Annotated in this window: 26 protein-coding genes, 1 other RNA gene and 1 pseudogene; 24 read left to right on the top strand and 4 right to left on the bottom strand. The window is 30.6% G+C overall.

Annotation, left to right across the window (positions count from 1 at the left end; genetic code table 11):
- Nucleotides 1–16: 16 nt before the first annotated feature.
- The gene (nrdE, locus tag C7N41_RS06935) at nucleotides 17–2182 is read right to left on the bottom strand and encodes a class 1b ribonucleoside-diphosphate reductase subunit alpha (RefSeq protein WP_105964956.1); all 2166 of its coding nucleotides are present in this window, start codon (nucleotides 2180–2182) and stop codon (nucleotides 17–19) included.
- Between the two features lie 106 nt (nucleotides 2183–2288).
- Nucleotides 2289–2516, bottom strand: coding sequence for a redoxin NrdH (locus C7N41_RS06930; RefSeq protein WP_105964955.1), 228 nt, complete (start codon nucleotides 2514–2516; stop codon nucleotides 2289–2291).
- Between the two features lie 208 nt (nucleotides 2517–2724).
- Here C7N41_RS06930 and C7N41_RS06925 point away from each other — a divergent pair, with 208 nt between their 5' ends.
- The 16 genes from C7N41_RS06925 to tsaD all read left to right on the top strand — a co-directional run bounded on the left by C7N41_RS06925 (nucleotide 2725) and on the right by tsaD (nucleotide 13685).
- On the top strand, nucleotides 2725–3330 hold the full coding sequence (locus tag C7N41_RS06925) for a class I SAM-dependent methyltransferase (protein WP_105964954.1): 606 nt from the start codon (nucleotides 2725–2727) through the stop codon (nucleotides 3328–3330).
- Between the two features lie 6 nt (nucleotides 3331–3336).
- Nucleotides 3337–3825, top strand: coding sequence for a tRNA adenosine(34) deaminase TadA (tadA, locus tag C7N41_RS06920; RefSeq protein WP_105964953.1), 489 nt, complete (start codon nucleotides 3337–3339; stop codon nucleotides 3823–3825).
- A gap of 28 nt (nucleotides 3826–3853) precedes the next feature.
- Nucleotides 3854–3949: signal recognition particle sRNA small type (ffs, locus tag C7N41_RS06915), an RNA gene on the top strand.
- A 137-nt stretch (nucleotides 3950–4086) separates the two neighbouring features.
- On the top strand, nucleotides 4087–5877 hold the full coding sequence (dnaX, locus tag C7N41_RS06910) for a DNA polymerase III subunit gamma/tau (protein WP_105964952.1): 1791 nt from the start codon (nucleotides 4087–4089) through the stop codon (nucleotides 5875–5877).
- Nucleotides 5878–5892: 15 nt separating this feature from the next.
- Nucleotides 5893–6204 (top strand): YbaB/EbfC family nucleoid-associated protein, encoded by a 312-nt coding sequence (locus C7N41_RS06905; RefSeq protein WP_105957047.1) that lies wholly within the window; start codon nucleotides 5893–5895, stop codon nucleotides 6202–6204.
- 20 nt (nucleotides 6205–6224) lie between these two features.
- Nucleotides 6225–6824: a recombination mediator RecR gene (recR, locus tag C7N41_RS06900; RefSeq protein ID WP_105964951.1), complete on the top strand. Its 600-nt coding sequence runs from the start codon at nucleotides 6225–6227 to the stop codon at nucleotides 6822–6824.
- Between the two features lie 11 nt (nucleotides 6825–6835).
- Nucleotides 6836–7084: a YaaL family protein gene (locus C7N41_RS06895; RefSeq protein WP_105964950.1), complete on the top strand. Its 249-nt coding sequence runs from the start codon at nucleotides 6836–6838 to the stop codon at nucleotides 7082–7084.
- 109 nt (nucleotides 7085–7193) lie between these two features.
- Nucleotides 7194–7835, top strand: coding sequence for a dTMP kinase (tmk, locus tag C7N41_RS06890; RefSeq protein WP_105964949.1), 642 nt, complete (start codon nucleotides 7194–7196; stop codon nucleotides 7833–7835).
- 25 nt (nucleotides 7836–7860) lie between these two features.
- Nucleotides 7861–8187: a cyclic-di-AMP receptor gene (locus C7N41_RS06885; protein WP_105957051.1), complete on the top strand. Its 327-nt coding sequence runs from the start codon at nucleotides 7861–7863 to the stop codon at nucleotides 8185–8187.
- Nucleotides 8188–8200: 13 nt separating this feature from the next.
- Nucleotides 8201–9208, top strand: coding sequence for a DNA polymerase III subunit delta' (gene holB / locus C7N41_RS06880; RefSeq protein WP_105964948.1), 1008 nt, complete (start codon nucleotides 8201–8203; stop codon nucleotides 9206–9208).
- A gap of 28 nt (nucleotides 9209–9236) precedes the next feature.
- The gene (locus C7N41_RS06875) at nucleotides 9237–9572 is read left to right on the top strand and encodes a DNA replication initiation control protein YabA (RefSeq protein WP_105964947.1); all 336 of its coding nucleotides are present in this window, start codon (nucleotides 9237–9239) and stop codon (nucleotides 9570–9572) included.
- An 11-nt stretch (nucleotides 9573–9583) separates the two neighbouring features.
- Complete coding sequence (rsmI, locus tag C7N41_RS06870; RefSeq protein ID WP_167390239.1) at nucleotides 9584–10468, top strand: 16S rRNA (cytidine(1402)-2'-O)-methyltransferase; 885 nt, start codon at nucleotides 9584–9586, stop codon at nucleotides 10466–10468.
- Between the two features lie 9 nt (nucleotides 10469–10477).
- Nucleotides 10478–11227, top strand: coding sequence for an acyl-[acyl-carrier-protein] thioesterase (locus tag C7N41_RS06865; RefSeq protein WP_105964946.1), 750 nt, complete (start codon nucleotides 10478–10480; stop codon nucleotides 11225–11227).
- Between the two features lie 105 nt (nucleotides 11228–11332).
- The gene (gene tsaB, locus C7N41_RS06860) at nucleotides 11333–12058 is read left to right on the top strand and encodes a tRNA (adenosine(37)-N6)-threonylcarbamoyltransferase complex dimerization subunit type 1 TsaB (protein WP_105964945.1); all 726 of its coding nucleotides are present in this window, start codon (nucleotides 11333–11335) and stop codon (nucleotides 12056–12058) included.
- Entirely contained in the window at nucleotides 12039–12638 is a 600-nt protein-coding gene (rimI, locus tag C7N41_RS06855; protein WP_105964944.1) for a ribosomal protein S18-alanine N-acetyltransferase, read from the top strand. The genes tsaB and rimI overlap by 20 nt, the downstream gene beginning before the upstream one ends.
- 39 nt (nucleotides 12639–12677) lie before the next feature.
- Nucleotides 12678–13685 carry a tRNA (adenosine(37)-N6)-threonylcarbamoyltransferase complex transferase subunit TsaD gene (tsaD, locus tag C7N41_RS06850; RefSeq protein ID WP_105964998.1) on the top strand — a complete coding sequence of 336 codons (1008 nt, stop codon included), beginning with the start codon at nucleotides 12678–12680 and terminating at the stop codon, nucleotides 13683–13685.
- A 35-nt stretch (nucleotides 13686–13720) separates the two neighbouring features.
- On the opposite strand, the gene C7N41_RS06845 is transcribed toward tsaD, so the two are convergent.
- Nucleotides 13721–15658 (bottom strand): ABC transporter ATP-binding protein, encoded by a 1938-nt coding sequence (locus C7N41_RS06845; protein ID WP_225362886.1) that lies wholly within the window; start codon nucleotides 15656–15658, stop codon nucleotides 13721–13723.
- Between the two features lie 168 nt (nucleotides 15659–15826).
- On the opposite strand from C7N41_RS06845, the gene C7N41_RS06840 reads away from it, so the two are divergent.
- The 4 genes from C7N41_RS06840 (at nucleotide 15827) to C7N41_RS06825 (ending at nucleotide 19795) form a co-directional block, all read left to right on the top strand.
- Nucleotides 15827–16456 carry a redox-sensing transcriptional repressor Rex gene (locus C7N41_RS06840; RefSeq protein ID WP_105964943.1) on the top strand — a complete coding sequence of 210 codons (630 nt, stop codon included), beginning with the start codon at nucleotides 15827–15829 and terminating at the stop codon, nucleotides 16454–16456.
- Between the two features lie 166 nt (nucleotides 16457–16622).
- On the top strand, nucleotides 16623–16907 hold the full coding sequence (gene groES / locus C7N41_RS06835) for a co-chaperone GroES (RefSeq protein ID WP_105964942.1): 285 nt from the start codon (nucleotides 16623–16625) through the stop codon (nucleotides 16905–16907).
- Nucleotides 16908–16947: 40 nt separating this feature from the next.
- Nucleotides 16948–18570: a chaperonin GroEL gene (gene groL, locus C7N41_RS06830; protein ID WP_105964941.1), complete on the top strand. Its 1623-nt coding sequence runs from the start codon at nucleotides 16948–16950 to the stop codon at nucleotides 18568–18570.
- 127 nt (nucleotides 18571–18697) lie between these two features.
- On the top strand, nucleotides 18698–19795 hold the full coding sequence (locus C7N41_RS06825; protein WP_105964940.1) for a glycosyltransferase family 4 protein: 1098 nt from the start codon (nucleotides 18698–18700) through the stop codon (nucleotides 19793–19795).
- Between the two features lie 23 nt (nucleotides 19796–19818).
- On the opposite strand, the pseudogene C7N41_RS06820 reads toward C7N41_RS06825, so the two are convergent.
- Nucleotides 19819–20477, bottom strand: a pseudogene (locus C7N41_RS06820) (YigZ family protein).
- A 51-nt stretch (nucleotides 20478–20528) separates the two neighbouring features.
- Between C7N41_RS06820 and C7N41_RS06815 the strand changes: the two are divergent.
- From C7N41_RS06815 to prfB, 4 genes are all read left to right on the top strand, one after another.
- The gene (locus tag C7N41_RS06815) at nucleotides 20529–21857 is read left to right on the top strand and encodes a DEAD/DEAH box helicase (RefSeq protein WP_105964939.1); all 1329 of its coding nucleotides are present in this window, start codon (nucleotides 20529–20531) and stop codon (nucleotides 21855–21857) included.
- A complete protein-coding gene (locus C7N41_RS06810) occupies nucleotides 21854–22534 on the top strand; it encodes a ComF family protein (protein ID WP_105964938.1) in 681 nt (226 codons plus the stop codon). The genes C7N41_RS06815 and C7N41_RS06810 overlap by 4 nt, the downstream gene beginning before the upstream one ends.
- A gap of 139 nt (nucleotides 22535–22673) precedes the next feature.
- Nucleotides 22674–25037: a preprotein translocase subunit SecA gene (gene secA / locus C7N41_RS06805; protein WP_105964937.1), complete on the top strand. Its 2364-nt coding sequence runs from the start codon at nucleotides 22674–22676 to the stop codon at nucleotides 25035–25037.
- Nucleotides 25038–25102: 65 nt separating this feature from the next.
- A protein-coding gene (prfB, locus tag C7N41_RS06800) for a peptide chain release factor 2 (protein ID WP_105964936.1) occupies nucleotides 25103–26219 on the top strand; the annotation gives its coding sequence in 2 pieces (ribosomal slippage) (nucleotides 25103–25174 and nucleotides 25176–26219; 1116 coding nt in all).
- Nucleotides 26220–26222: the final 3 nt, after the last annotated feature.

Below are 26222 nucleotides of genomic sequence, written 5' to 3'. Positions count from 1 at the left end.
TTAGCTCCTTACTTAATTAGATTGAGCAACTTTCACACTCATTAACACCAACTTCTTGGTTATCATCAGTGTATGTTCTTACATAATACAATGATTTTATACCCATTGCATGTGCATAATTTCTTAAAATATTTAAATCACGAGTTGTCATCTTATCAGTACGGCCATCTTTCCATTCATATAGTCCTTCAGGAATAGTTGAGCGCATAAATAGAGTAAGACTTAAACTTTGATCGACATGTTCTTGTGCAGCTGCGTAAATATTGATTACTTTACGCATATCAATATCATATGCTGATTTGTAATATTTTAATGTTTCATTAGATAAGTATGGAGCAGGGTAATAGATTTTACCAGTCTTAGATTCATATCTTTCTTCAACCTTACTAATAATAGGGTGAAGACTAGCTGTTGAATCATTAATGTATGAAATAGAACCATTAGGAGCAACTGCTAATCTATTTTGATGATAGATACCATCTTTCATAACATCTTGTTTTAATTCATTCCAATCATCTTCATTTGGAACAAAGACATTTTTAAAGATAGATTTAATTTTATCTGATTTTGGACCCCAATATTTATTAGTGTATTTATTGAAGTATGATCCATCAGCATATTTACTATTTTCAAAATTGCTGAAAGTTTCTTTTCTTTCTCTAGCAATTTTATTAGAAGCAACTAAAGTCCAATAGTTAAGTAACATAAAGTAAACATTAGTAAATTCAACAGATTCATCTGAACCATATTCAATTTGATTTTTAGCTAAGAAACTGTGTAGCCCCATACCACCTAGACCAATACTATGTGACAATTCATTTCCACGTTGAATAGAAGGTACAACATCAATATCTGAATGATCAGTTACAAATGTTAATGCTCTAACCATAGAATCAACTGATTTACCAAAATCAGGACTATCCATTAAATTGACAATATTTGTTGATCCTAAATTACATGAAACATCGGTACCTTTTTCAATATAATCTTGTTTATTATCAACAGTTGATGGTTGTTGTACTTGCATAATTTCTGAACATAAATTACTCATCACAATTTTTCCATCGATTGGATTAGCGCGATTAGCGGTATCAATATTCATGATGTAAGGGTAACCTGATTCTTGTTGTAATTTACTAATTTCAGTTTCAATATCACGAGCTTCAACTTTTGTCTTTTTGATTTCATCATTTGCGACCATATTGTCATATTCTTTTGTAATATCGACGTATGAGAAAGGTTCGCCATATATTCTTTCCACATCATATGGGCTAAATAGGTACATATCTTCATCATTTTTAGCCAATTCATAAAATTTATCTGGAACTGTAATTCCTAATGATAAAGTTTTAACACGAATTTTTTCATCAGCATTTTCTTTCTTAGCAGATAAGAAAGAAATAATATCGGGATGAAATACACTTAGATAAACAGCACCAGCACCTTGTCTTTGTCCTAATTGATTAGAATATGAAAAACTATCTTCTAATAGTTTCATAACAGGTACTACACCAGAAGCAGCGCCTTCGATATGTTTAATCGGATCACCAGCGGCACGTAGATTTGAAAGATTAATTCCAACTCCACCACCAATTCTAGACAATTGTAGGGCAGAGTTAATAGTTCTTCCTATTGTGTTCATGTTATCAGTAGGTTGAATTAAGAAACATGATACAAATTCACCACGACGTTTTCTACCAGCATTTAAAAATGAAGGAGTGGCTGGTTGGTATCTTTGATGGACAATTTCATTTGCTAAATCTAAAGCTAATTCTTCATTTCCATCAGCAAATAGGAGTGCATTCATTGCTACACGATCAATAAATTGTTCAAGATAATATTCACCATCATTAGTTTTTAAAGCATATTGAGCGTAAAATTTATATGCAGCCATAAAAGATTTAAAGTGGAAGTTTTGTTCTTTTAAGTATTGATATATTTTTTCAATAAATTTGAAATCATATTTATCTACGAAATCTTTTTCAATATATTGGTTTTTAATTAAATAATCAAAACGTTCTTTTAATGAAGAAAACTTTTTTAAGTTAGGTTCTACATTTTCTTTAAGAAAAGCATCCAAAGCTTCTTTATCTTTATTCAATTGGATCTTACCATCTTTAGGGATGTTAATTTCGTTATTTAAATCATAATAAGTAACATCTTTTAGGTCCTTTAATGACATTTACAACCACTCTTTCATAATTTTTTGATTATTAGATAAAATATGGCGAGACCATTAGCGGTTTCGCCAAAAATTAAATTTTATAATATAATGTATTTATTAACAACTATGCTAATTGACTTAATTGATCTGGTCTAAAGCCTGAAATAGCATTCATACCTTCAGCTTCAACTACAGGTAATGACATAAAACCTTTTTCTTTTAGGTAGTCAACATATTCTGGTTGTTCATTGATATTTTTTTCAACAAATTCAATATTATGTTCTCCTAAGAAACGTTTAGTCATTTTGCATTGCATACAGTTATTTTTTGAATATACGGTAACTTTTTCCATGATATAATGATCCTTTCTAGTTGTTAATTTATTTTTTTATTTCCGTCCATCGGATTAATTTATATATAAATTCTACACCAGAAAATTAAAAAATCAAACATAAAAACACCATATTTAGTATTGAAAAATTTCTAAACATACCAAGTATAGTGCTTTATTGATTTTAAAAAATTTTATAAATATTTTTTTAGAAGTGAGTGATATAAAAATGAACGAGTACTATTATACACCTAACCCAGATGTTGTCCATGAACTCCACACATGGAAATATGAATTGTTGGGAAATGATTTGAAATTTACTACTGATAATGGTGTTTTTTCAAAAAGAACAGTTGATTATGGATCATCAACCTTAGTTAAAAATATAAATATGGATAAAATACCAGCTGGTAATATTCTAGATTTAGGTTGCGGATATGGACCAATGGGGATTGCGTTAGCTAAAAACTATCCAAATCGTATTTTTGAAATGGTAGATGTGAATAATTTAGCTTTATCTTTAGCTCAAAAAAATGCCGAACAAAATTCAGTTAAAAATGTTAAAATTCATAATTCAGATATTTATGAGGATGTTAAAGATAGATTTGCTGCTATTTTAACTAATCCGCCCGTTAGAGCCGGTAAAAAGGTTGTAAATGATATGATTTCAGGTTCTTTAGAGCATTTAGTGAAAAATGGTACGCTAACAGTGGTTTTGCAAAAAAAACAAGGGGCACCATCGGCTAAAAAATTAATGAATTCATTGTTTGGAAATTGTAAAATCATTCGTAAAGACAAGGGATATTACATTTTAGAAAGTACTTTTGAAGGTTAATTTATTATGAATGAATATTTTATGAAAGAAGCTTTATATGAAGCTAAAAAAGCTAGCTTGATTAATGAAGTTCCCATAGGTGCAGTTGTCGTTAAAGATAATAATATTATTGGTCGTGGTCATAATTTAAGGGAACATAGCAATAATGCTCTTGATCATGCTGAAATTATTGCAATTGATGATGCCTGTCGTTATTTAAAAAGTTGGCGATTAGAAAATTGTGATTTATATGTAACAATTGAACCATGTTTAATGTGCGCAGGAGCGATAATAAATTCTAGAATTAAAAATTTATACTATGGAGCACCTGATTATAAAGCTGGAGTATCTGAAAGCCTTTATCATATATTTGATGATCAAAGATTTAATCATCATGTGAATGTAGAAAAAGGTATTTTAGCTGATCAAGCTAGTTATGCAATGAAAACTTTTTTTAAGAAAGCTAGAAAGCGTAAAAAGTTATTAAAAAAATTAAACAATAGTCTTGATAAATAATAATAAATCAGTTAGTATTATTTATGTCGAAAGACCTTGAAGCAAAGTTGTGTTTACGAACCGTGTCAGATCCGAGAGGAAGCAGCACTAAGTATTCTACGCTTGTGCTTCTTGTTTTTTATGTAATTAAACTCTTAGTCAATTGATGGCTAGGAGCTTTTTTTTACTCCAAATAATTTTTTAGTTTATGTATGCAATAGCATAATTGTTAAATAGCATATATAATATAATTAATATTTAACATTTGAAAGGGAGTTTTTCATGAGCTATCAAGCTTTATACCGTGTTTGGCGTCCGCAACGTTTTGATGACGTAATTGGTCAGGATGTTATTACTACTACTTTAAAAAATGCAATCATTACTAATCAATTAAGTCATGCTTATTTATTTGCGGGACCTCGTGGAACTGGAAAAACTTCGGCTGCTAAAATTTTAGCTAAAGCTATTAATTGTCCCAATAAACAAAATGGTGAGCCTTGCAATGAATGTGATATTTGTAAAAGCATTACTAATGGAACTTTAAACGATGTAATCGAAATTGATGCTGCCTCAAATAATGGGGTTGAAGAGATTAGAGAAGTACGTGATAAGGCTAAATATGCACCAACAGAAGCTGAATATAAAGTTTATATTATTGATGAAGTTCATATGCTATCAACAGGTGCTTTCAATGCTTTACTGAAAACATTAGAAGAACCACCTGCACATGTTATCTTTATTTTAGCTACAACTGAACCACAAAAGATTCCAGCTACCATTATTTCAAGAGTTCAAAGATTTGATTTTAGAAGGATTACTTCTAAAGATATTTTAGATAGAATGGAATTTATTTTAAAACAAAAAAATATGGACTATGATGATAAGGCTTTAAAGGTAATCGCTAAGTCAGCTGAGGGTGGTATGCGTGATGCTTTAAGTATTTTAGACCAGGTTTTATCATTTGGTTCTGATCATGTGACTTATGAAAATGCATTACAGGTTACTGGAAGTGTGACTAAAACAGTCATGACTAAATATTTGTATTGTGTTATTCAACATGATGTCAAATCAGCATTAATGAATGTTCAAGACATTTTAAAAGAGGGCAAAGATGCTAGCAGATTTATCGAAGACTTAATCAATTATTGTCAAGATATTCTATTGTATCAACAATCTCCTGAAATGGTTGAATCCGCTGAGTTAGGAATTATTGATGATGATTTTAAAAGTTTATCTAAACAAATTAATGATCAAATAGTTTATAAAATGATAAACCAGTTAAATGATGTTCAATCACAGATGCGCTATACAATGCATCCGGATGTATATTTAGATGTTTTAACTGTTAAATTATCTAATAATTATGATGTTAAAAATGAATCTAGTGATGATAATTCAAAATTAAAGCAACAAATTCAACATTTAAATGAGCAAGTTTCTTCATTAAATGATCAGATCAATCAATTAAACAGTGGAAGAAGTAAGCAACCAATAAGTGAGCAACAAACGGTATCTAATCAAAGTGCTGAAACAATTAATAAACCTAAAGCAAAAACTTCTAATAAGGGAGCAAGAGTCAACTTAAGTAAAGTTTATCCAGTGTTGGATAATGCTACTCGTGAAAACTTAAATAATTTGCAAAATATTTGGGATGAATTATTACAATCATTGGATGTTACGCAACGTGCGATGATGCATGTTTCTAAGCCAGTTGCTGCAAGTAGCAATGGTGTAATTGTTTCTTTTGAATATCCTTTCTTATTCCAAAAAGCTAATTCAGACACTGAACTTAGTGATGCATTAGAAAATGGAATGGATCGTATTTTAGGTTATGTTCCTAAAATTGTATTTGTGCCAAGTGATAGATGGCCAGAAATTAGAAAAGATTATTTAGTTAATCGAAAAAATAATCATGAAGAATCCGAAAATAATAATGATTCAGAACATTCTACTATTGAAAAAAATGAAGAAAAACATGATAATAATGTTGAGAACAATCCAGATGATTCAGAGATTGTGAAAAAAGCCAAAGATATGTTTGGTGATGATATTATCAATTTAAAAAATGATTAAGGAGATATAAGACTTATGATGAATGGTATGAACATGGGAAAGATGATGAAACAAGTTAAACAAATGCAAAAACAAATGGGTGCTGAACAAGAACAAATCAATAGTAAAGAATTTACTGGTAAGGCTCCTGAAGATATGGTTAAGGTAGTTTTTTCTGGTGATCGTAAAATGAAAGATATGCAAATTAAGCCAGAAGCTATTGATCCAGATGATCCAGACATGATGTCTGATTTAGTAATTAGTGCGGTTAATGATGCACTATCACAAATTGATAAAGAAACTCAAGATTCATTAGGTAAATACACTAAGGGAATTCCTGGGATGTAATTTTATAAAGAAGGTATATTATGCAATATCCTGAACCAGTTGCTAAGCTAATCGATAGTTTTATGCGCTTACCTGGAATTGGGCATAAAACAGCGATTAGATTAGCTTATTTTGTAGTAGATATGAATGCTGATGATGTTTCCAAGTTTTCATCTGCTTTGAAAGAAACTAAAGATAAATTAAGATATTGTTCTATATGTGGAAATCTAACTGAAGAAGATCCATGTGTTATTTGTAAGGATAAAAGTCGTGACCAAAATATTGTATTGGTTGTAGAACAGCCTAAAGATATTATGGTTATGGAAAAAATGAAAAGCTATCATGGCTTATACCATGTACTTGGTGGAGTTCTTTCTCCAATTGAAGGTACTGGGCCAGAAGATTTGAACATTAAATCTTTAATTAAACGATTACAGACTAATTCCAATATTAAAGAAGTAATCATTGCAACTAATGCTACGCCTGAGGGTGAAGCTACAGCTATGTATCTTTCCAGGTTAATCAAGCCAGCTGGAATTAAAGTTACTAGATTAGCACATGGACTATCGGTTGGCAGTGATATTGAGTATGCTGATGAAATGACTTTGTCTAGAGCGGTTTCTGGTAGAACTGAAATATAGAGGTGTTAAAAATGTTAGGTTTTAGAAAAAATTTTAAAAATGTGGGTGCACAATATGATGAATTTCTATTAGATTCTATTGATCGAGCAAAAGATCAATGGGATAAGGCTCAAGAAACTGAAAGAGCAGTTTCAGAAATTGATGAAGAAATTATCGCTCAAACTCAATTATCTAAAGCCAAGTATTTATTTTTATACCGAGAAGCAAGAGAACGTAATGTTCATAACAATAGAATTCAATCTTCAGTAATAGATTATTAAATAAAAAAGTGTTAAAGTCTTTTTCAGATTTTGACACTTTTTTTCATTTGTTGAAAAGTAAAAATTAAAGTACAATTGTTACATAAATAAAAAAAGTGAGTGAATTAATATGGCAGGTAAATTTGTTACTTTTGAGGGTCCTGATGGTGCAGGTAAAACGACTGTACTAAATAAATTATTAGATAATTTACAACTTAAATTGGGATCTAAATTAGTTACCAGTCGTGAACCTGGTGGTAATCACATTGCTGAAAGTATTAGAAATGTGATTTTAGATCGTGAAAATACTAAAATGGACTCTAGAACTGAAGCATTATTATATGCAGCCTCTAGAAGACAAAATATTGTCCAAACAGTCAAACCTGCTTTGAGCGAAAATAAGTTAGTAATATGTGATCGCTTTTTAGATAGTTCGATTGCTTATCAAGGCGGTGGTCGTAAAATTGGTGAACAACTAGTTTATGATATGAATCAATTTGCTACTGAAGGATTCTTACCGGACTTAACAATTTATTTTGATATTCCAGTTGAAGTTGGATTAAAAAGAATTGCTAAGAATCGCAATGCTAATGATATTGATCGATTGGATGTTGAGACAGTCGATTTTCATAAGCGTGTTCATAAAGCTTATCAAGACATTGTTCATGATAATCCTGGTCGGGTAAAAGTTGTTGATGCTACTAAGCCAATAGCAGATGTTTATAGTGATGTTTTAAGTATTATGAAAAAACATGTTAATGAATTTATGTAACAACAATTTTAAGGAGTGAACTATAATGAAATTATTAATTGTAATTATTCAAAATAAAGATGCTAATAAACTTCAATCTCAATTCGTAAAAAATAATATTCAACAAACTAAGTTATCCACCACTGGTGGTTTTTTAAAGTCTGGTAATACTACTTTTATGATTGGAATAAAAGATGAAAGAGTACAAGAAGTTCTGGATTTGATTAAGAAAGTTTCTAGAAAGCGCGAACAATATATGACCCCTCCAGTTAATTTAGACGGTGGAGTATCTGATGCTTCTTACCCCGTTAAAATTGAAGTTGGTGGATCTATTGTTATGGAAATGCCAATGGATAATCTTTATCATTTCTAATTGAGGTAATTTAATGAATGAAAACAACGTAATTAATGAAGTAACTAGTAAACAACCTCGTCTATCTGAAAACTTTATTAAGGTTATTACAAGAAATGAATTATCTCATTCATATCTATTTAATGGCGAATCTGGAGTTGGTAAGTTAGCTCTTGCTTTGTTTATTACGATGGGAATTTTTTGCCCTAATCGTAAAAATGGCTATCCTTGTGGACAATGTAATGAATGTCGGCGTATTACTGAACAGCAACATCCAGACGTTGTTATTATAAAGCCTGATGGTCAAAGTATAAAAGTTGATCAGGTTAGATATTTAAAAGATGAATTTTCTAAAAGTGGTCTTGAAGGAAACAAAAAGGTATTCATTATTCAAGATGCAGAAAAAATGACTAGTGGAGCTGCTAATAGTCTTTTGAAATTTATTGAAGAACCTGGTAACAATATTTTTTCATTTCTACTAACTACTAATATGAATTTGATTTTACCTACAATTATTTCTAGAACTCAAGTTATTGAGTTACAACATTTGGATACCGATTCTTTTGAAGACAAGTTAAGTAAGATGGGTATTCTCAAAAGCCAATTGCATTTAGTTAATAAATTAACTAACAGTACTGAAATGGTAAAAGTTTGGCAAGAGGATGATTGGCTAAGTAAAATGCAAAATTCAGTTGGAAATTGGTTTGATTTAATCGTAAATAATGATGCAGAAGCATTTGTTACCATTCAATCTAATTTCATGCCATTAGTAATTGACAAAGATCATAGAGCACCGGTTATTAATATGATGATTGCCATTTTTGAAGATGTATTAAACTATAAATATTTAAAACTGGGTCAATTTAGCTTTCCAAATAACGAAAAAAATATAGAATTACTTGCTAATAAAATTTCATCTAAAACCTTAGTTCAAATTTTAAAAATCATTTTAGGGTGTAACAAACAAATATCAATTAATGTTAGTTTTCAAAATATATTAGAATCGATAACACTGAAGATTATGAACATTTTAAACCGATAATTAATTTAAAAAATGGAGTGGATTTTAATTGGATAAACGTGAATTATATGATGGATTCAAAAATATGGAAGCACAAACTCAATTAATGCTAACTAAATTTTCTGAATTAAGAGAGGGTTTAGCTGAAGTGTTAGAAGAAAACGCGGAATTAAAAATTGAAAATCAACATCTCCATGAATTTATAGAAGAACAAAAAATTGATGATAAAAACGTTGAAAGTATTAAAGAACCCCGCTTGTCTAAATCACGTAAAAATTTAGAAAAACTTTACAATGAAGGCTTTCATGTATGTAATCAATTTTATGGGACTCATCGTGAAGATAATGAAAGCTGTATCTTCTGCAACGAAATTTTAAATAGATAGTTTTATGGAGGATTAAATTGAATATTCAACATAGTTTTACTGGAAACAATGATAAAGGTAAACTTTATTTAGTTCCGACACCAATTGGAAACTTGGATGATATGACATTTAGGGCGATTAAGATATTGAAATCAGTTGATATTATTGCAGCTGAAAATCCTAGTCATACACAACAGTTATTAAATCATTTTGAAATTGAAAGCAAAAAAATTAGCTTTAGAGAAGATAACAAAGAACGTCGTATTCCTGAATTAATTGAAGAACTAAATTCTGGTATTTCAATTGCTCAAGTTAGCGATGCTGGAATGCCATCAATTAGTGATCCAGGACATGAATTAGTTTCTGCTTGTGTGGAAAATGATATTAGTGTTGTACCATTGCCTGGTGCTAATGCTGGAATTACTGCATTAATAGCTTCTGGATTAAACCCACAACCATTTTATTTTTATGGATTTTTAAAACGAAAAAATAGTGATCAAATTAGTGAATTAGAAAATTTAAATAATCATAAAGAGTCGTTAATAATTTATGAAGCACCCCATCGTTTACTTAAAACGCTAAAAAATATTAAAAAGGTTATGGGTGTTGATAGAAAAGTAGTTCTTTGCCGTGAATTAACTAAAAAATTTGAAGAATTTACTCGTGGAAGTATTGAAGAATTAATTAATTGGGCAAGTAATAATCAAATACGCGGTGAATTTGTTATTATTATTGATGGTAATAATAATCCTGATAACGTTGAGGAAGATGCTTTATCAGTATTATCTATTTCGGAACAAGTTGACCATTTTATTAATCATGATATGAAACCTAATGCTGCAATTAAAAAAGTTGCTAAAATCCACGAAGTTAGAAAGCAAGAAGTTTATAATATATATCATGAAATTAAGAATTGAGGTTTAACTATGGAGCCTACAGAATATAGTGAAAAACATCGAGTTACTTATTATGAAGCTGATTTTACTAAAAGAATGACTTTAGCAATGATGTTAGACGTTATTATATTAGCTTCTGAAGACCACAGTGATTATCTTGGAGTTGGTGCTGATTTTGTTAGAAAATTCGGTGTTACTTGGATTGTTATTCAATATAATGTTGATATTAATCGGATGCCAACTGTGGATGAAGAAATCACTGTAACTACTAAATCCAAATCATATAATAAATATTTTGCCTATCGTGAATTCAAAATTAAAGATGAAAATGGTGATCTTTTGGTTCACATGACAGGACTATGGGCAGTTATGAATTATGAAGCTAGAAGAATTGCCTCAATTCCTAGTGAGATAGTTACTCCATTTGGTGCTGAAAAAGTGAACAAAGTGCCAAAATTAATGAAACCACTTAAAGTGGACTTAGATAATTCTAATCATCGTCGATTTAGTGTCAGATATACTGATATTGATTCAAATAAGCATGTCAATAATGCTCATTATATGGACTGGATGATTAATGTATTACCTTCAGAGTTTTTAACTACCCATTCACCCGTTCATTTTGACTTAAGATATGAAAATGAAGTTAAATATGGTACTGATATTGAAAGTCATTACAATATGGAAAAGTTAGAAAGTGGTAATATTTTAACTAAACATGAAATTATGAGTGGGGATAAGCATTGTACAGTTGCCGATATCATTTGGCAAAATGACTGATTAAATTAATAGACGTTTTCATTTTTTTATGGAGATGTCTATTTTTTTGTTATAATTTAGTTTGTAATTTTAAAATAATATAAAATCAAGGGGATCGAAGATTAAATGAAAGTATTGGCTTTGGACACATCTAATCGACCATTAACGGTTGCTATTTTAGATTATGATCGTGTTTTAGCAACAGAATCAACTACAGTTCATCAAAAACATGCTGAATATTTATTACCAATTATTGACGAATTGTTTCAAAAAGTTGGAATGAAACCTAAAGATTTACAGAGAGTGGTTGTTGCTAATGGTCCTGGTTCTTATACAGGAATTCGTATCGCAACAGCAACTGCTAAAACTTTAGCATATACTTTAGGAATTGATTTAGTAAGCGTTTCTAGTTTGTTAACTTTAGCTCTTAATGTACAACTAGAAGGTAGCTTAGTTATGCCAATCTTCGATGCCAGAAATAACAATGTCTTTACAGGACTATATAAAATTGAAAATGGGATGCCTAAAGCAATTATTAATGATCAACATACTGATTTTGATAAGTGGTTATCACTGGTTGGAAGTGTTGATTCCAATATTTATGCGGTTGGGGAGACCGAAAACTTTTTAGATAAACTTAGCGAAAATTATGGTGATAATCTCAAATTGTTAGATCAATTTGATAATTTACCTCAAGCAGCTAAATTAGGTATTTATGGACAAAAACAAGCTCCAATTAAAGATATCCATAGTTTTGTACCTAATTACTTACGATTGACTAAAGCAGAAGCAGATTGGAAGAAAAATAATCCTGAGGAAGAAGAAACATCATATGTTGAAAAATTTGATTAATTGGTATCGAAAAACTTTTCTTAACACTAATAAATCCTTTAAAAGGGAATGTTTAAAAGTTAAAAATCATAATGTTGAGATCAATGATCATAAATATTATGTTGCAAAAGCAATGGTTACAGACATTCCTGATATCATAAAAGTAGAGAAATCAGTTTATAATGGAGCAACGCCTTGGACAGCAGATGTATTTGAGACCGAATTACGTCCACGTGATGATCGATTCTATTTATTAGTAAGATATCGCGATCAACTTGTTGCTTTTATCGGTAGTTCCTTGAATGATAAAGCAAAAGATTGCCATATATCTAATGTTGCTGTTTTATCTGAATTTCAAGATCGTGGATTAGGGTACTTTTTAATCGCTAAGGTTATCCAAAAAGCACGTCAATTAGAATATGAAACCGTTTCTTTAGAAGTACGTTTAAGCAATGTTAGAGCGCAAAGATTATATTCTGATTTGGGATTTAAGAAAAATGGTTTAAAGAAAAATTATTATGACGATGATAACGAAGATGCATTGGATATGGTTTTAGACTTAAATTTGTATGAAACCATTCCTAATAATTTTGGAATTTAATATAGAAATGAAGGTATTTTTTTGGAACCACATATAGTAATGTCTTTTGAATCTAGTTGTGATGAAACTAGTGTGGCTATTATTGAAGATGGTCATAAAATTTTATCAAATATTGTTGCTACACAAATAAAAAGTCATCAACGTTTTGGCGGAGTGGTACCAGAAGTGGCTAGTCGTCATCATATTGAAGAAATTACTATTTGTGTTGATGATGCAATGAGAGAAGCAAATGTAACTTATGATGATATTGATGCAATTGCAGTCACTTATGGTCCTGGATTAGTAGGTGCCTTATTAATTGGGGTTACTGCTGCTAAAACAATTGCTTGGGCTCATGATATTCCATTAATCCCAGTCAATCATATTGCGGGTCATATTTTAGCTGGTCGTTATGTAGAAAAAATTGAATATCCTGCATTAGCATTAGTTGTTTCTGGTGGACATACAGAATTAGTTTTAATGCCTGAAGAAGGTGAATTTAAAATTATTGGTGAAACTAGAGATGATGCCGCTGGTGAGGCTTATGATAAGGTTGGCCGAGTCTTAGGAATTAATTATCCTGCTGGACCTAAAGTTGATGAAATGGCATCAAAGGGAAAAGATACTTTTGATTTTCCACGTGCTATGGAAAAAGACGATAACTTTGACTTTAGTTTTAGTGGATTAAAAAGTGCATTTTTAAATACAACACATCATGCTGATCAGATAAAAGAAAAATTAAATAAGGATGATTTAGCAACTAGTTTTCAAGATGCAGTTGTTGATGTATTAGTGTATAAAACTAAGCGAGCATTAGCTAAATATCCGGTTCATCAACTTATATTAGCAGGCGGAGTGGCTGCTAATCATGGACTAAGATCTGCTTTAGATAAAGCAATTAATGATGTTCCAAACACCCAATTGGTAAAAGTGCCATTAAAATTATGTGGTGATAATGCTGCGATGATTGGTGCAGCAGGTTATGTTTTAGCTAAAAAGAATATTTTTGCAGGTGTTAACTTAAACGCAGATCCTAGCTTGGACTTTGATTTGTTAGAAGATAAATAAAAAAGGCATTATCGTAAATTCGATAAATGCCTTTTTTATTCAATCTTAAGACTATATTCTTCCCATTTATTTTCTTTTTCTGTAATTTGTTTATTGATATCATCTAATTTTGCTTGTAAATCATTTAATTTATCAATATTTTGCAAGTTTTCTGGTTTAACCATTGATTGCTCAAGATCTGTTTTATTTTGATTTAAATTATCTAAATCGGTTTCTATCTTTTCAATGATTCTTTTAATTTTACGCTCTTCTTTTTGTTGATTTTTGTTGATTATGAATTGTTTTTGATTATCAGATTGAACATTAGCTTCTTTATTATTATCTTCTTTTGCTTCTTCACGCTGTTTAATGGCTAATTGTTCTTCTTTTTTCTCTACATAATAATCATAGTTACCTAAATATTCTTCAGAACCATTATTTGTTAGTTCAATAATTGAAGTTGCAATTTTATTAATAAAGTAACGGTCATGAGAAACAAATAGAATAGTACCGTCAAATAAATTCAAAGCATTTTCTAAAACCTCTCGGCTATCAATATCGAGATGATTAGTAGGTTCATCCAAAATAAGAAAATTATCGTGGTGCATTGCTAGTTTAGTTAATAACAAGCGAGCCTTTTCTCCACCAGAAAGGGTACTTACAACTTTATCAACATCATTACCTGAAAATAAAAAGCTACCTAAAATTGATCTAATATGTTGTTCAGTTTGGGTAGGGTAATCGTCCCATATTTCATCTAAAACAGTTTTTTTGTAATGTAGTTTTTCTTGGTGCTGATCATAATAACCAATTTGTACACCAGTACCAATATTAATTTTTCCAGTTATTTTTGGTATTTGTTTAATTATAGTTTTTAATAAAGTGGATTTTCCAACACCATTAGGTCCAATTAATGCAACTGCCTGATGTTTTTTTATATCCAAATTTATATTATTGCTTATTTTTTGATTATTATATCCAATTGTAAGATCACTAACTTTTAAAACTACATTTCCACTTTGCTTGTAAGGTGAAAATGAAAATTTAGCGGCTTTTTCTTCATTTTCAGGGGCATCAATACGCTCCATTTTTTCTAATTGTTTACGACGAGCTTGTGCTCGTTTGGTTGTAGATGCTCTTACAATATTTTTCTTAACAAAATCTTCCATTTTATGAATTTTCTTTTGTTGTTTTTCAAAATTTTTAAGTTGAATTTGATAATTTTCCTGTTTTTGTTTGACGAAAGAAGAATAATCACCTTTATATGCATCTAAATGTCCATGATTTAAATCATAAACTTCGTTTACAATTTTATCCATAAAGTAGCGATCATGTGAAATGATTAATAATGCTCCTGGATATCCCTTAATGTAATTTTCTAACCAAGATATAGTTTTAACGTCAATATGATTAGTAGGTTCATCAAGAATTAATAAGTCTCTTTTTTCCAATAATAATTTAGCCATAGCTAATTGAGTTTGTTGACCACCAGATAATTCATTAATCTTTTTATTATATGAGTCTTTTTTAAAACCAAATCCCGCAAGTACTGACCTAATCTCTGCTTCATATCCAAAGCCATTTTTGGCTAAAAAAGTTGCCTGTAATTTATCATATACTTTACTAATCTCTGCTAGCTTTTCAGGGTTATCAATGACTTTAGGATCAGCCATTTTTTGTTCATATTCGTGTATTTTTGTTTCTAATTCACGTAGCTCTTTAAAAACAGATTCCATTTCTTCTATAATAGTTCTTTTTGACCTTAAGCCAGTATTTTGGGCCAAATACCCAATTGTTAAGCCATTTTTAGTTGTAACGTTTCCTTCATCAATCGATTCTTTACCTAAAATCATCTTTACTAATGTTGATTTACCAGCACCGTTACGACCAACTAAGCCAACTTTACCATTTTCTGGAATGCTCATATTTACATTTGTGAAAAGATCTTCTCCACCAAAACGTTTTGTTAACTTATTAGCTTGTAAAATAATCAAACTATTCACCTCCTGTAAGTGATTATAAATATAACAATACTAGTCATTTTAGCACATAACGTATATATTATTAAAATTATACAACTATAAAAGATTGAAAAGTATTTCACAATCAATATTTTTGTGTTAAAATTATAGTTCGTTATGTGTAAAACTCAAGAGGAGGCAATGGACATGAAAATTCCTAGGGCAACAGCAAAAAGATTGCCTATGTATTATCGATATCTTAGTGGATTGCATGGTGCGAAAGTTAAGCGTATTTCTTCAAGTACTTTTGCCGATGCAGTTCAAGTTGATTCAGCAACAATTAGAAGAGATCTTTCTTATTTCGGTGCCCTTGGTAAACGTGGCTATGGATACGATGTTGATGACTTATTAGATTTCTTTAAAAAGATTTTAAATCAAGATCATTTAACAAATGCAGCATTGGTAGGATTAGGTAACTTAGGCCAAGCATTATTGCATTTTAATTTTCACAAAGATAGTAATGTGAGAATTTCTGCAGCATTTGATATTCATGATAATATGATTAATACTGTTCAAAGTGGTGTACCAGTATATGATGTTAATGATCTTGAAAAACAATTAAGTGAACAACAAATTGAAGTTGTTATTTTAACAGTTCCAACAGGAGTAGCTCAAAAAATTTGTGATCAAGCGATTGCTGGTGGAGCTAAGGGAATTATGAATTTCACTTCTAAAAGATTGTCAGCTCCTAAAAATGTCAGAGTACAAAACGTAGATTTAACAAATGAATTACAGACACTTATTTACTTTATTGAACATTATGATAATTAAAAATAAATACTAATTTCTAAGTACTTTCATAAATTATGAAGGTACTTTTTTATTAAGCATCTTTCTTGCATTTAATCATAAAAAATAATATATTAATAATTGTAATTAGCACTCTTTTATATTAAGTGCTAACGGTTATTAAATGTTAATTGGAGGGATAGTAACAATGTTAAAACCATTAGGTGATCGTGTTGTTATTGAAACACAAAATGAAGAAGAAAAGACGGTTGGTGGCATTGTTTTAGCTAATAATGCTAAAGAAAAACCACAAACTGGAAAAGTTATTGCTGTTGGATCTGGACGTATTCTAGATAATGGCAAAACATTAGAACCATCTGTTAAAGCTGGAGATAAAGTACTATTTGATAAATATTCTGGAACTTCAGTTGACTATAATGGTGAATCTTACTTAATTTTGCATGATAAGGACATTGTTGCGATTATTGATTAATAAAAATGAATTATTAAAAATTTAATGAGGTGAAGTATTTATGGCTAAAGAAGTAAAATTTTCTGAAGATGCTAGAAATTCAATGCTAAGAGGTGTTGATAAATTAGCCAATACTGTAAAAACAACTTTAGGACCAAAGGGTCGTAATGTTGTTTTGGAAGAATCAGCTGGTAATCCTAACATTACTAATGATGGTGTAACCATTGCTAAATCAATTGATTTACAAAATCATTTTGAAAACATGGGAGCTAAATTAGTTTCTGAAGTTGCTTCAAAGACTGATGATATTGCTGGTGATGGTACTACTACTGCTACTGTTTTAACTCAAGCAATTGTTAATGAAGGGATGAAGAACGTTACTGCTGGTGCTAATCCAGTTGGCATTCGTCGTGGAATTGAAAAAGCTACTAAGGTTGCTGTAGATAAGTTACATAGCATGTCACATGAAGTTAAAAATAAGAATGATATTGCTCAAATTGCTTCAATTTCTGCAGATAACCCTGAAGTTGGTAATCTAATTGCTGATGCTATGGAAAAAGTAGGTAATGATGGAGTTATTACTGTTGAAGATTCTCGTGGTGTTAACACTACTATGGATGTTGTTGAAGGAATGCAATTTGATCGCGGATACATGTCTCAATATATGGTTACTGATAACGAAAAAATGGAAGCTGATTTAGATAATCCATATATTTTAGTAACTGATAAAAAGATTAATAACATTCAAGAAATCTTACCGGTATTACAAGCAGTTGTTGAACAAGGTCGTTCATTATTGATTATTGCTGATGATATTGGTGGTGAAGCTTTGCCAACACTTGTATTAAACAAGATGCGTGGAACATTTAACGTTGTTGCCGTTAAAGCTCCTGGTTTTGGTGATCGTAGAAAAGATCAACTACAAGATATTGCTACTTTAACTGGTGCAACACTTCTAACTGATGACTTAGGGATTAATTTAAAAGATGTGAAAATTGATCAATTAGGTCAATCAAATAAGGTGAACGTCACTAAGGACAATACAACCATTGTCCAAGGTTCTGGTGACAAAGACCAAATTGCTAAACGTGTAACTGAAATTAAAAACCAAATGGATGCTACTACATCTGATTTTGATCGTGATAAATTAAGAGAACGTCTAGCTAAGTTGGCTGGTGGAGTTGCAGTAATCCGTGTAGGAGCTGCTACTGAAACTGAACTAAAAGAACGTAAATACAGAATTGAAGATGCTCTAAATTCCACTAGAGCTGCTGTTGAAGAAGGTTTTGTCCCTGGTGGTGGAACTGCATTTATCAATGTTTTAAGAGATATCAGTTCTATTGAAGCTGACGGTGATGAACAAACTGGTGTTAATATTGTTTTGAGTGCATTGGAAGCTCCAGTAAGACAAATTGCTCATAATGCTGGTGTTGATGGTTCAGTTGTTGTTGAACACCTAAAAGATAAAGATAAGGGTGTAGGATATAACGCAGCAACTGGTAAATATGAGGATATGATTAAGGCTGGGGTTGTTGATCCAACCAAAGTATCTAGATCAGCATTACAAAATGCAGCCTCGGTTTCTGCATTGTTGTTAACTACAGAAGCAGTAGTTGCTGATATGCCTAGCGAAAATGATGGTGGTAATAATACACCACAACCAGGTATGGGCGGCATGATGTAGTCATTTAATATAATATAAACAAAAAAGGATTCCTTTTGGAATCCTTTTTTGTTTATCAAACTTGTTTTTGATTGTGCATATTTGTATAATTTAGTTAATATAAATTTAATTGAAAGGAAAACGATTAATGTTAAAACTTGAAATAATCGTTTGCTTATTTGCGACTTTAATAATTTCAGCTGTTCTAACTCCATTTATTAGGAAATTAGCTTTTAGATGGGGAGCTCTTGATGATCCAAATAAACGAAGGATGAATAAAATTCCTATGCCCACTTTGGGTGGTTTAGCAATCTTTGCATCGTATACATTTTCGACAACTATTTTGTTAAGAAAACAGATGCCCACACATCAGCTATATGGAATGCTTGCTGGTGAAGCGATAATAATATTAACTGGTGTTATCGATGATATATGGGTCCTTAAACCTCGTCAAAAAGTTTTGGGCATAAGTTTAGCATCCATAGTGGTTTTCTTTTTAGGTAGCGTTCAGATGAACACAGTAACATTACCATTTATCGGAACTTTTGGTCTAGGTTGGTTTAGTTTACCAATTACTTGGATTTGGATTTTAGCCATTACGAATGCTGTTAATTTAATTGATGGGCTTGATGGATTAGCCACTGGAGTATCGGCAATTGCACTAACTACCATGGGAATTACAGGGATGTTTTTCTTAAATGTAGGTAATACATATGTATCTATTATGATATTTGCACTAGTTGCATCTTGTTTAGGCTTTTTACCATATAACTTTTTTCCTGCAAGAATTTATTTGGGAGATACGGGATCATTATTTATTGGCTTTATGATTTCTATATTCTCTTTAAATGGTTTGAAAAATGCTACCTTTATTACCGTAATCATCCCAGTTATTATTTTAGGGGTGCCAATTACTGATACCATTTATGCTATTTTAAGAAGGTTATTAAATAAACAAGCTATTTCACATGCTGATAAAAAGCATTTACACCATCGTTTAATGCAAATTGGTTTAACTCATCGTCAAACGGTTTTAGTTATTTATGGAATTGCTTTAATCTTTTCATTTATTTCATTACTATATCCAATTTCAACAATGTGGGGTTCTATTCTACTTACAATTGCTACACTATTAGGACTTGAATTATTTGTGGAATCTATTGATTTAGCTGGTAAAGGTAGGCAACCATTGTTAAACGCAATTAAGAAAATTGTAAAAGAAAATACTAGTAAAAGTAATCACTAAAAAAGATTGATTCTGTTTAAGAATCAATCTTTTTTATTATCTTTATATGGATCAAAATCTACTTCAAAATATTTTTCATCACCGTCAACCATACTAACGCGATTATTTAATAAATTAACGATATCTTGTTTAAAAGCTTCAATATAATGATTATCGATAGCTACAATGACTGAAACTTTATCAGTATATTGAGTATCAATAATATTAATATCATTTTCATTTAAATGATATTGCAATTGATCAAATAATTTATAATCTACATTAATTGTAATTTCAGTTTGTAAAACTTTTTCAATTACTCCGACGCTTTCAATTGCCTTAGTGGTTGCATTACTATAAGCGCGAATCAATCCACCCGCACCTAGTTTAATTCCACCAAAATATCTTGTAACAACGGCAACTGTATTATGAATACCAATCATTTTAATTGCATCTAAAATAGGGACTCCAGCTGTACCAGATGGTTCTCCATTATCACTAGCACGTTGAATATGATCATCCTGCCCAATTACGTATGCATAGCAATTATGGGTGGCTTTTTTATTTTCTAACTTGATGCTTTCAATAAAATTATTTGCTTCTTCTTCATTTTGAACTCTTGCAATATTGCAAATAAATCTTGATTTTTTATATCAATTTCATTTGATCCTTTTGTTTTTATTGTTAAATAATTTTTTTGCATTTTTAAAGAACCTCTTATATTAATTTTTTTATTTTTGCGTATTTATTAAGTATGATTAAAAATTTAGTGGAATTATATGGAAGACAAATTGATGAAACAGTGATTGATTCTAAATTATTGAAATCTAGTTTAATAAAAAGATATTTTCCAATTGAAGTACATAATAACCATATTCATTGTAAACGATGTGGACAAGATAGCAATAAAATAAATGCTGAATTACCCAATGATAATTATTATTGTCCAATTTGTATAAATCTAGGTAGAGTAACTTTCAAAAAACGATTATGTTATCTAGATGAACCTAATAATTTTAAAAAATCAAATCCGATATTAACATGGGAAGGTCAATTAACCAATTTACAAAAAGACTGTTCTAGAGATATTATTGAAGTTTTTAACCAAAACAAGAAACACTTATTATGGGCAGTCACTGGTGCTGGAAAAACTGAAATGTTATTTAAAGGGATTGAAGAAGCGATTAAACAAAATAAACGTATTTGTATCGCTTCACCAAGAGTTGATGTTTGTAACGAGTTATTTCCGAGAATTAAGGCTGCTTTTAAAAATACTGATATGATTTTATTACATGGACGTCAAGATGAAGAATACCGATATACTCAAATTACGGTATGTACAACCCATCAATTATTGAGATTCTATCGTGCTTTTGATGTGCTAATTATTGATGAAGTGGATTCATTTCCATATGTATCAGATGCAGGGTTACATTTTGCAGCTCAAAATGCATGTAAAATTAATTCTAGTTTATTATATCTAACTGCGACTCCATCCGAAGATTTAATCAAATTAGTTAAATATAATGAACTAAATATTAGTTATTTACCATTACGTTTTCACCAACATCTATTACCCGAAATTAATAATAAATTAATAGGAAATTGGCGTTTAAGGATTAATAAACAAAAACTACCGTTTAAACTTTTAAGTTTAATTAATAATAAAATAAACAGTAACCAGAGATTTTTATTATTTGTGCCACGAGTTAAGGATTTAAAGCCTTTGTCTGATTTGCTAAAAATGAAATTTAATCCTCAACTATGGGAAACTGTCCATTCAACTGATGATAAACGAATAGAAAAAGTGCAAAAGATGCGTGATGAAAAAGTATTATTTTTGATTACTACCACGATTTTAGAGCGAGGGGTTACCTTTCCTGGAATTGATGTAATTGTTTTGGGTGCTGAAGATAATATTTTTTCAACTTCTGCTTTAGTTCAAATTGCAGGAAGAGTAGGGAGAAAAAAGGATCGTCCTTTTGGTGAAGTTACATTTTTAATAAACTATTATACAAAAACTATAAAAAAGGCAGTTAAACAAATCAAATATATGAATAAACTAGGACAGAAGTTATTATGAAAAATAAGTGCTTGTGGTGTAACAAATCTATAAACAATGAATTAACATTATCTTTCATTCTTAGTTTTAAAAGCTATCAAGAACAATCTTTATGTAATGAATGTTTGCATTTATTTAAAGCCATTAATAATGATTTATGTTGTCATATGTGTGGAAGAAGTGGAACGTTTAATTCCAATAAATGTTCTGATTGTTTAAGATGGCAAAAAATAGGAGATTCTTTAATTAACCATTCTTTTTTTCAATACAATGATGTAATGAAAGATTATATGCAAAAATATAAATTTAATGGTGATTATCGATTAAGAAAAATGTTTTGTAAATATTTTGAACAATATTTAAATTCTGATATGATAATTATCCCAGTTCCTGTTAGTGATAAAACATTTAATCAAAGAGGTTTTAATCAAGTAGAAGGATTCTTAGAAAATGTTGAATATTTAAATGCTTTATTGGTTAATGAAGATAAGCAAACACAATCGCATTTAAATCGTAAAGACAGAATTAGTACAAAGCAACCTTTTAAGTTAAAGCATTCAATGAAAAATAATATTTTTAATAGAAATATTATTATAGTTGATGATATTTATACTACAGGAACTACAATGCGACATGCAGGTAAATTATTGATTGATAACGGGGCTAAAAACGTTCAAGGATTAACCTTAGCAAGATGATTTATTTGTTATGTTACTTTTAGGTTATAAAACATAAAACTATTTTTAAAAGTGGTAATAAAATGTTAAGATAATATAGTATATATTAATTAAAATCGGATTAAATTAAACAAAATTAAAAACGAAAGGGAATTTATTAATGCCTAATATTTTAAAAAAATGGGTTGAAAGCGATAAGCATGATATCAAACGTTTAAGTAAGTTAGCGGATAAAGTTGATAATTATGCTGATGAATATCGTAAATTAAGCGATGAAGATTTAAAAGCTAAAACTCCAGAATTTAAAAAACGTTATCAAGATGGTGAAACGCTAGATGATCTTCTTCCTGAAGCATTCGCTGTTGCAAGAGAAGGAGCTACTCGTGTTTTAGGTCTAACTCCATTCCATGTTCAAGTTATGGGTGGAATTGTGCTTCATGAAGGAAGCATTTCTGAAATGAAAACTGGTGAAGGTAAAACATTAACTGCTACTATGCCTGTATATTTAAATGCATTGGCTGGTAAGGGTGTTCATGTTATTACAGTTAACGAATACTTATCCAAGCGTGATGCTGAACAAATGGGTGAACTATATAACTGGTTAGGCTTAACAGTTGGTGTTAACTTAACTGAAATGAGTGCTGAAGAAAAACGTGAAGCATACAATGACGATATTACTTATTCTACTAATAGTGAAATCGGATTTGATTATTTACGTGATAATATGGTTGTTTACAAAGAAGATATGGTACAACGTCCATTGAACTTTGCTATTGTCGATGAAGTAGACTCTATTTTAATTGATGAAGCTAGAACCCCATTAATCATTTCTGGTCAAGCTAAAGGTTCACAAGAATTGTATATTCAAGCTGATCGTTTTGCTAAAACTTTAAAAGACAAAGATGATTTTAAGATTGATTTGGAATCAAAAACTGTTGCTTTAAAAGATCAAGGTATTGAAAAGGCTGAAAAGTACTTTAACCTAAAGAACTTATATGATACTGATAATACAGCTCTAACTCATCATTTGGATGAAGCATTACGTGCTAACTACATTATGCTTAAAGATAAGGATTATGTGGTTTCTAATGGTGAAGTATTAATCGTTGATTCATTTACTGGTCGTATTATGGAAGGTCGTCGCTTTTCTGATGGGTTACATCAAGCAATTGAAGCCAAAGAAGGCGTTGACATTCAAGAAGAAAGTAAAACTATGGCTAATATCACATACCAAAACTTATTCAGAATGTACCATAAGTTAGCTGGTATGACTGGTACTGCTAAAACAGAAGCTGATGAATTTAGAGAAATCTATAATATGGATGTTATTTCAATCCCTACCAATAAACCTGTAGCCAGAGTTGATGAACCTGATTTACTATATCCAACGCTTCAATCTAAATTCGATGCAGTTATCAGTAAAATCAAGGAATTACACAGTAAGGGACAACCAATGTTGATTGGTACCGTTGCTGTTGAAACATCAGAATATCTAGATAATAGATTAACTCAAGAAGGAATTCCACATAACGTCTTAAATGCTAAGAATCATGCTAAAGAAGCTGACATTATTTCCAACGCTGGACAAAAGAATGCAGTTACTATTGCTACCAACATGGCTGGTCGTGGTACTGATATTAAACTTGGACCGGGTGTTGTTGAACTAGGTGGATTAGCAGTTATTGGAACTGAACGTCATGAATCAAGACGTATTGATAATCAATTACGTGGTCGTTCAGGTCGTCAAGGAGACCCAGGTCTTTCACAATTCTATCTTTCATTAGAAGATGATTTAATGCGTCGTTTTGGTTCTGACCGTATTAAGAGCTTCTTAGAAAATATGAAAGTTGATGGCGAATCTGCTGTTATTAAGAGTAGATTAATTACTAAACAAGTTGAATCAGCTCAAAAGCGTGTTGAAGGTAATAATTATGACTCTAGAAAACAGGTTCTTCAATATGATGATGTTATGAGACAACAACGTAATGTTATCTATGGTGAAAGATATCAAATTATCGAAGAAAATAAATCTCTTAAATGGGTATTAATGCCAATGATTCAAAGAACCGTTAATAGAATTGTTAACTTGCATACTCAAGGAGATAAGAAAGATTGGGATTTAGATACTATTTTAGATTTTGCTATTAGTGCTTTAGTAAGTCCTGATCGCATCAGTTTAGATGATTTAGAAAATAAATCTGCTGATGAAATTAAAGACACTCTAATGAATCTTGCTAAACAAGTATATAAAGAAAAACAAGATCAATTATATGATCCTAATCAAATGCTTGAATTTGAAAAGGTTGTTATTTTAAGAGTTGTTGATTCACACTGGACTGATCATATTGATGAAATGGATCAATTGAGACAATCAGTTGGTTTAAGAGGTTATGGTCAATTGAATCCATTGGTTGAATATCAACGTGAAGGTTATCAAATGTTTGAAGAAATGATTTCAGATATCAACTATGATACAACTAGACTATTTATGAAGGCTGAAATTAGACAAAACATTGAAAGATAATTTTAAAAACGGGGATGGACTTGTATAGTTCCATTGCCGTTTTTTACATAAGGAGTAAATAATTTATGGAATTAAAAGATGCAAAAGATGAAATTAACAAAATAAAAAAAGCCATTGCTGGTTTTAGGGGGTCGCTTTGACTTAGATTCATTATCTGAAAATATTGAGATTAATGAGTCTAAAATGGCAGATCCTAATTTTTGGGATGATCCTAATAAAGCTAAAAGCTTTATTGAAGAAAACAATAAACTTAAGAAAAAGTATGACAATTTTAAGGTAATTGCTGAAGAAAGTGATGACTTAGAAATAAACTTGGAATTACTTGAAGAAGATAATGACCCTTCAATAATGGAAGAATTTGAAAATAATTTAACTAAGACTAAAAAGCATTTAGAAAATTATCGCTTAGGCATGCTGTTAAATGGTAAATATGATGGCAATAATGCTATCTTAGAAATTCATCCAGGTGCTGGTGGAACTGAATCTCACGATTGGGGAATGATGTTACTTCGCATGTACACCAGATGGGCTGAACAACATGAATTCAAATTAGAGACTTTGAATTATCAGGTTGGTGAAGTAGCTGGAATTGATAGTGCGACGTTATTAATTTCTGGTGAAAATGCATATGGATATTTGAAATCAGAAAAAGGTGTGCATCGATTGGTTAGAATTTCTCCATTTGACTCAGCAGGTCGTCGTCACACATCATTTGCCTCAGTTGATGTAATGCCAGAATTAGATGATTCAGTAAACATTGATATTAATCCTGCTGATTTAAGGGTAGACGTTTTTAGAGCCAGTGGAGCTGGTGGTCAACATGTTAACAAAACTTCATCTGCGGTTCGAATTACCCATGAACCTACTGGGATTGTAGTTGCTAGTCAAGCTCAACGTTCACAGCTACAAAATAGGGAAACTGCAATGAATATGTTAAAGTCCAAGTTATATGAATTAGAAGAAGAAAAGAAGGCTGAGCAAAAAGCTCAACTAGAAGGTGAACAAAAAGAAATTGGATGGGGTTCACAAATTCGTTCTTATGTTTTTCATCCATATTCGATGGTAAAAGACCATCGTACAGGCTATGAAACTGCTAAAGTACAAGATGTTATGGATGGAAAATTAGACAAATTTATTAATTCGTATTTACAATGGAAATTAAGCAAGCAGAACCCAGATTAACTT

Origin of the sequence: Apilactobacillus micheneri (assembly GCF_002993975.1) — a bacterium.
Classification (GTDB): Bacteria; Bacillota; Bacilli; order Lactobacillales; family Lactobacillaceae; genus Apilactobacillus; species Apilactobacillus micheneri.
The sequence above is the reverse complement of the archived record's forward strand: the minus strand, read 5'-3'. Positions and strand labels throughout refer to the sequence as shown.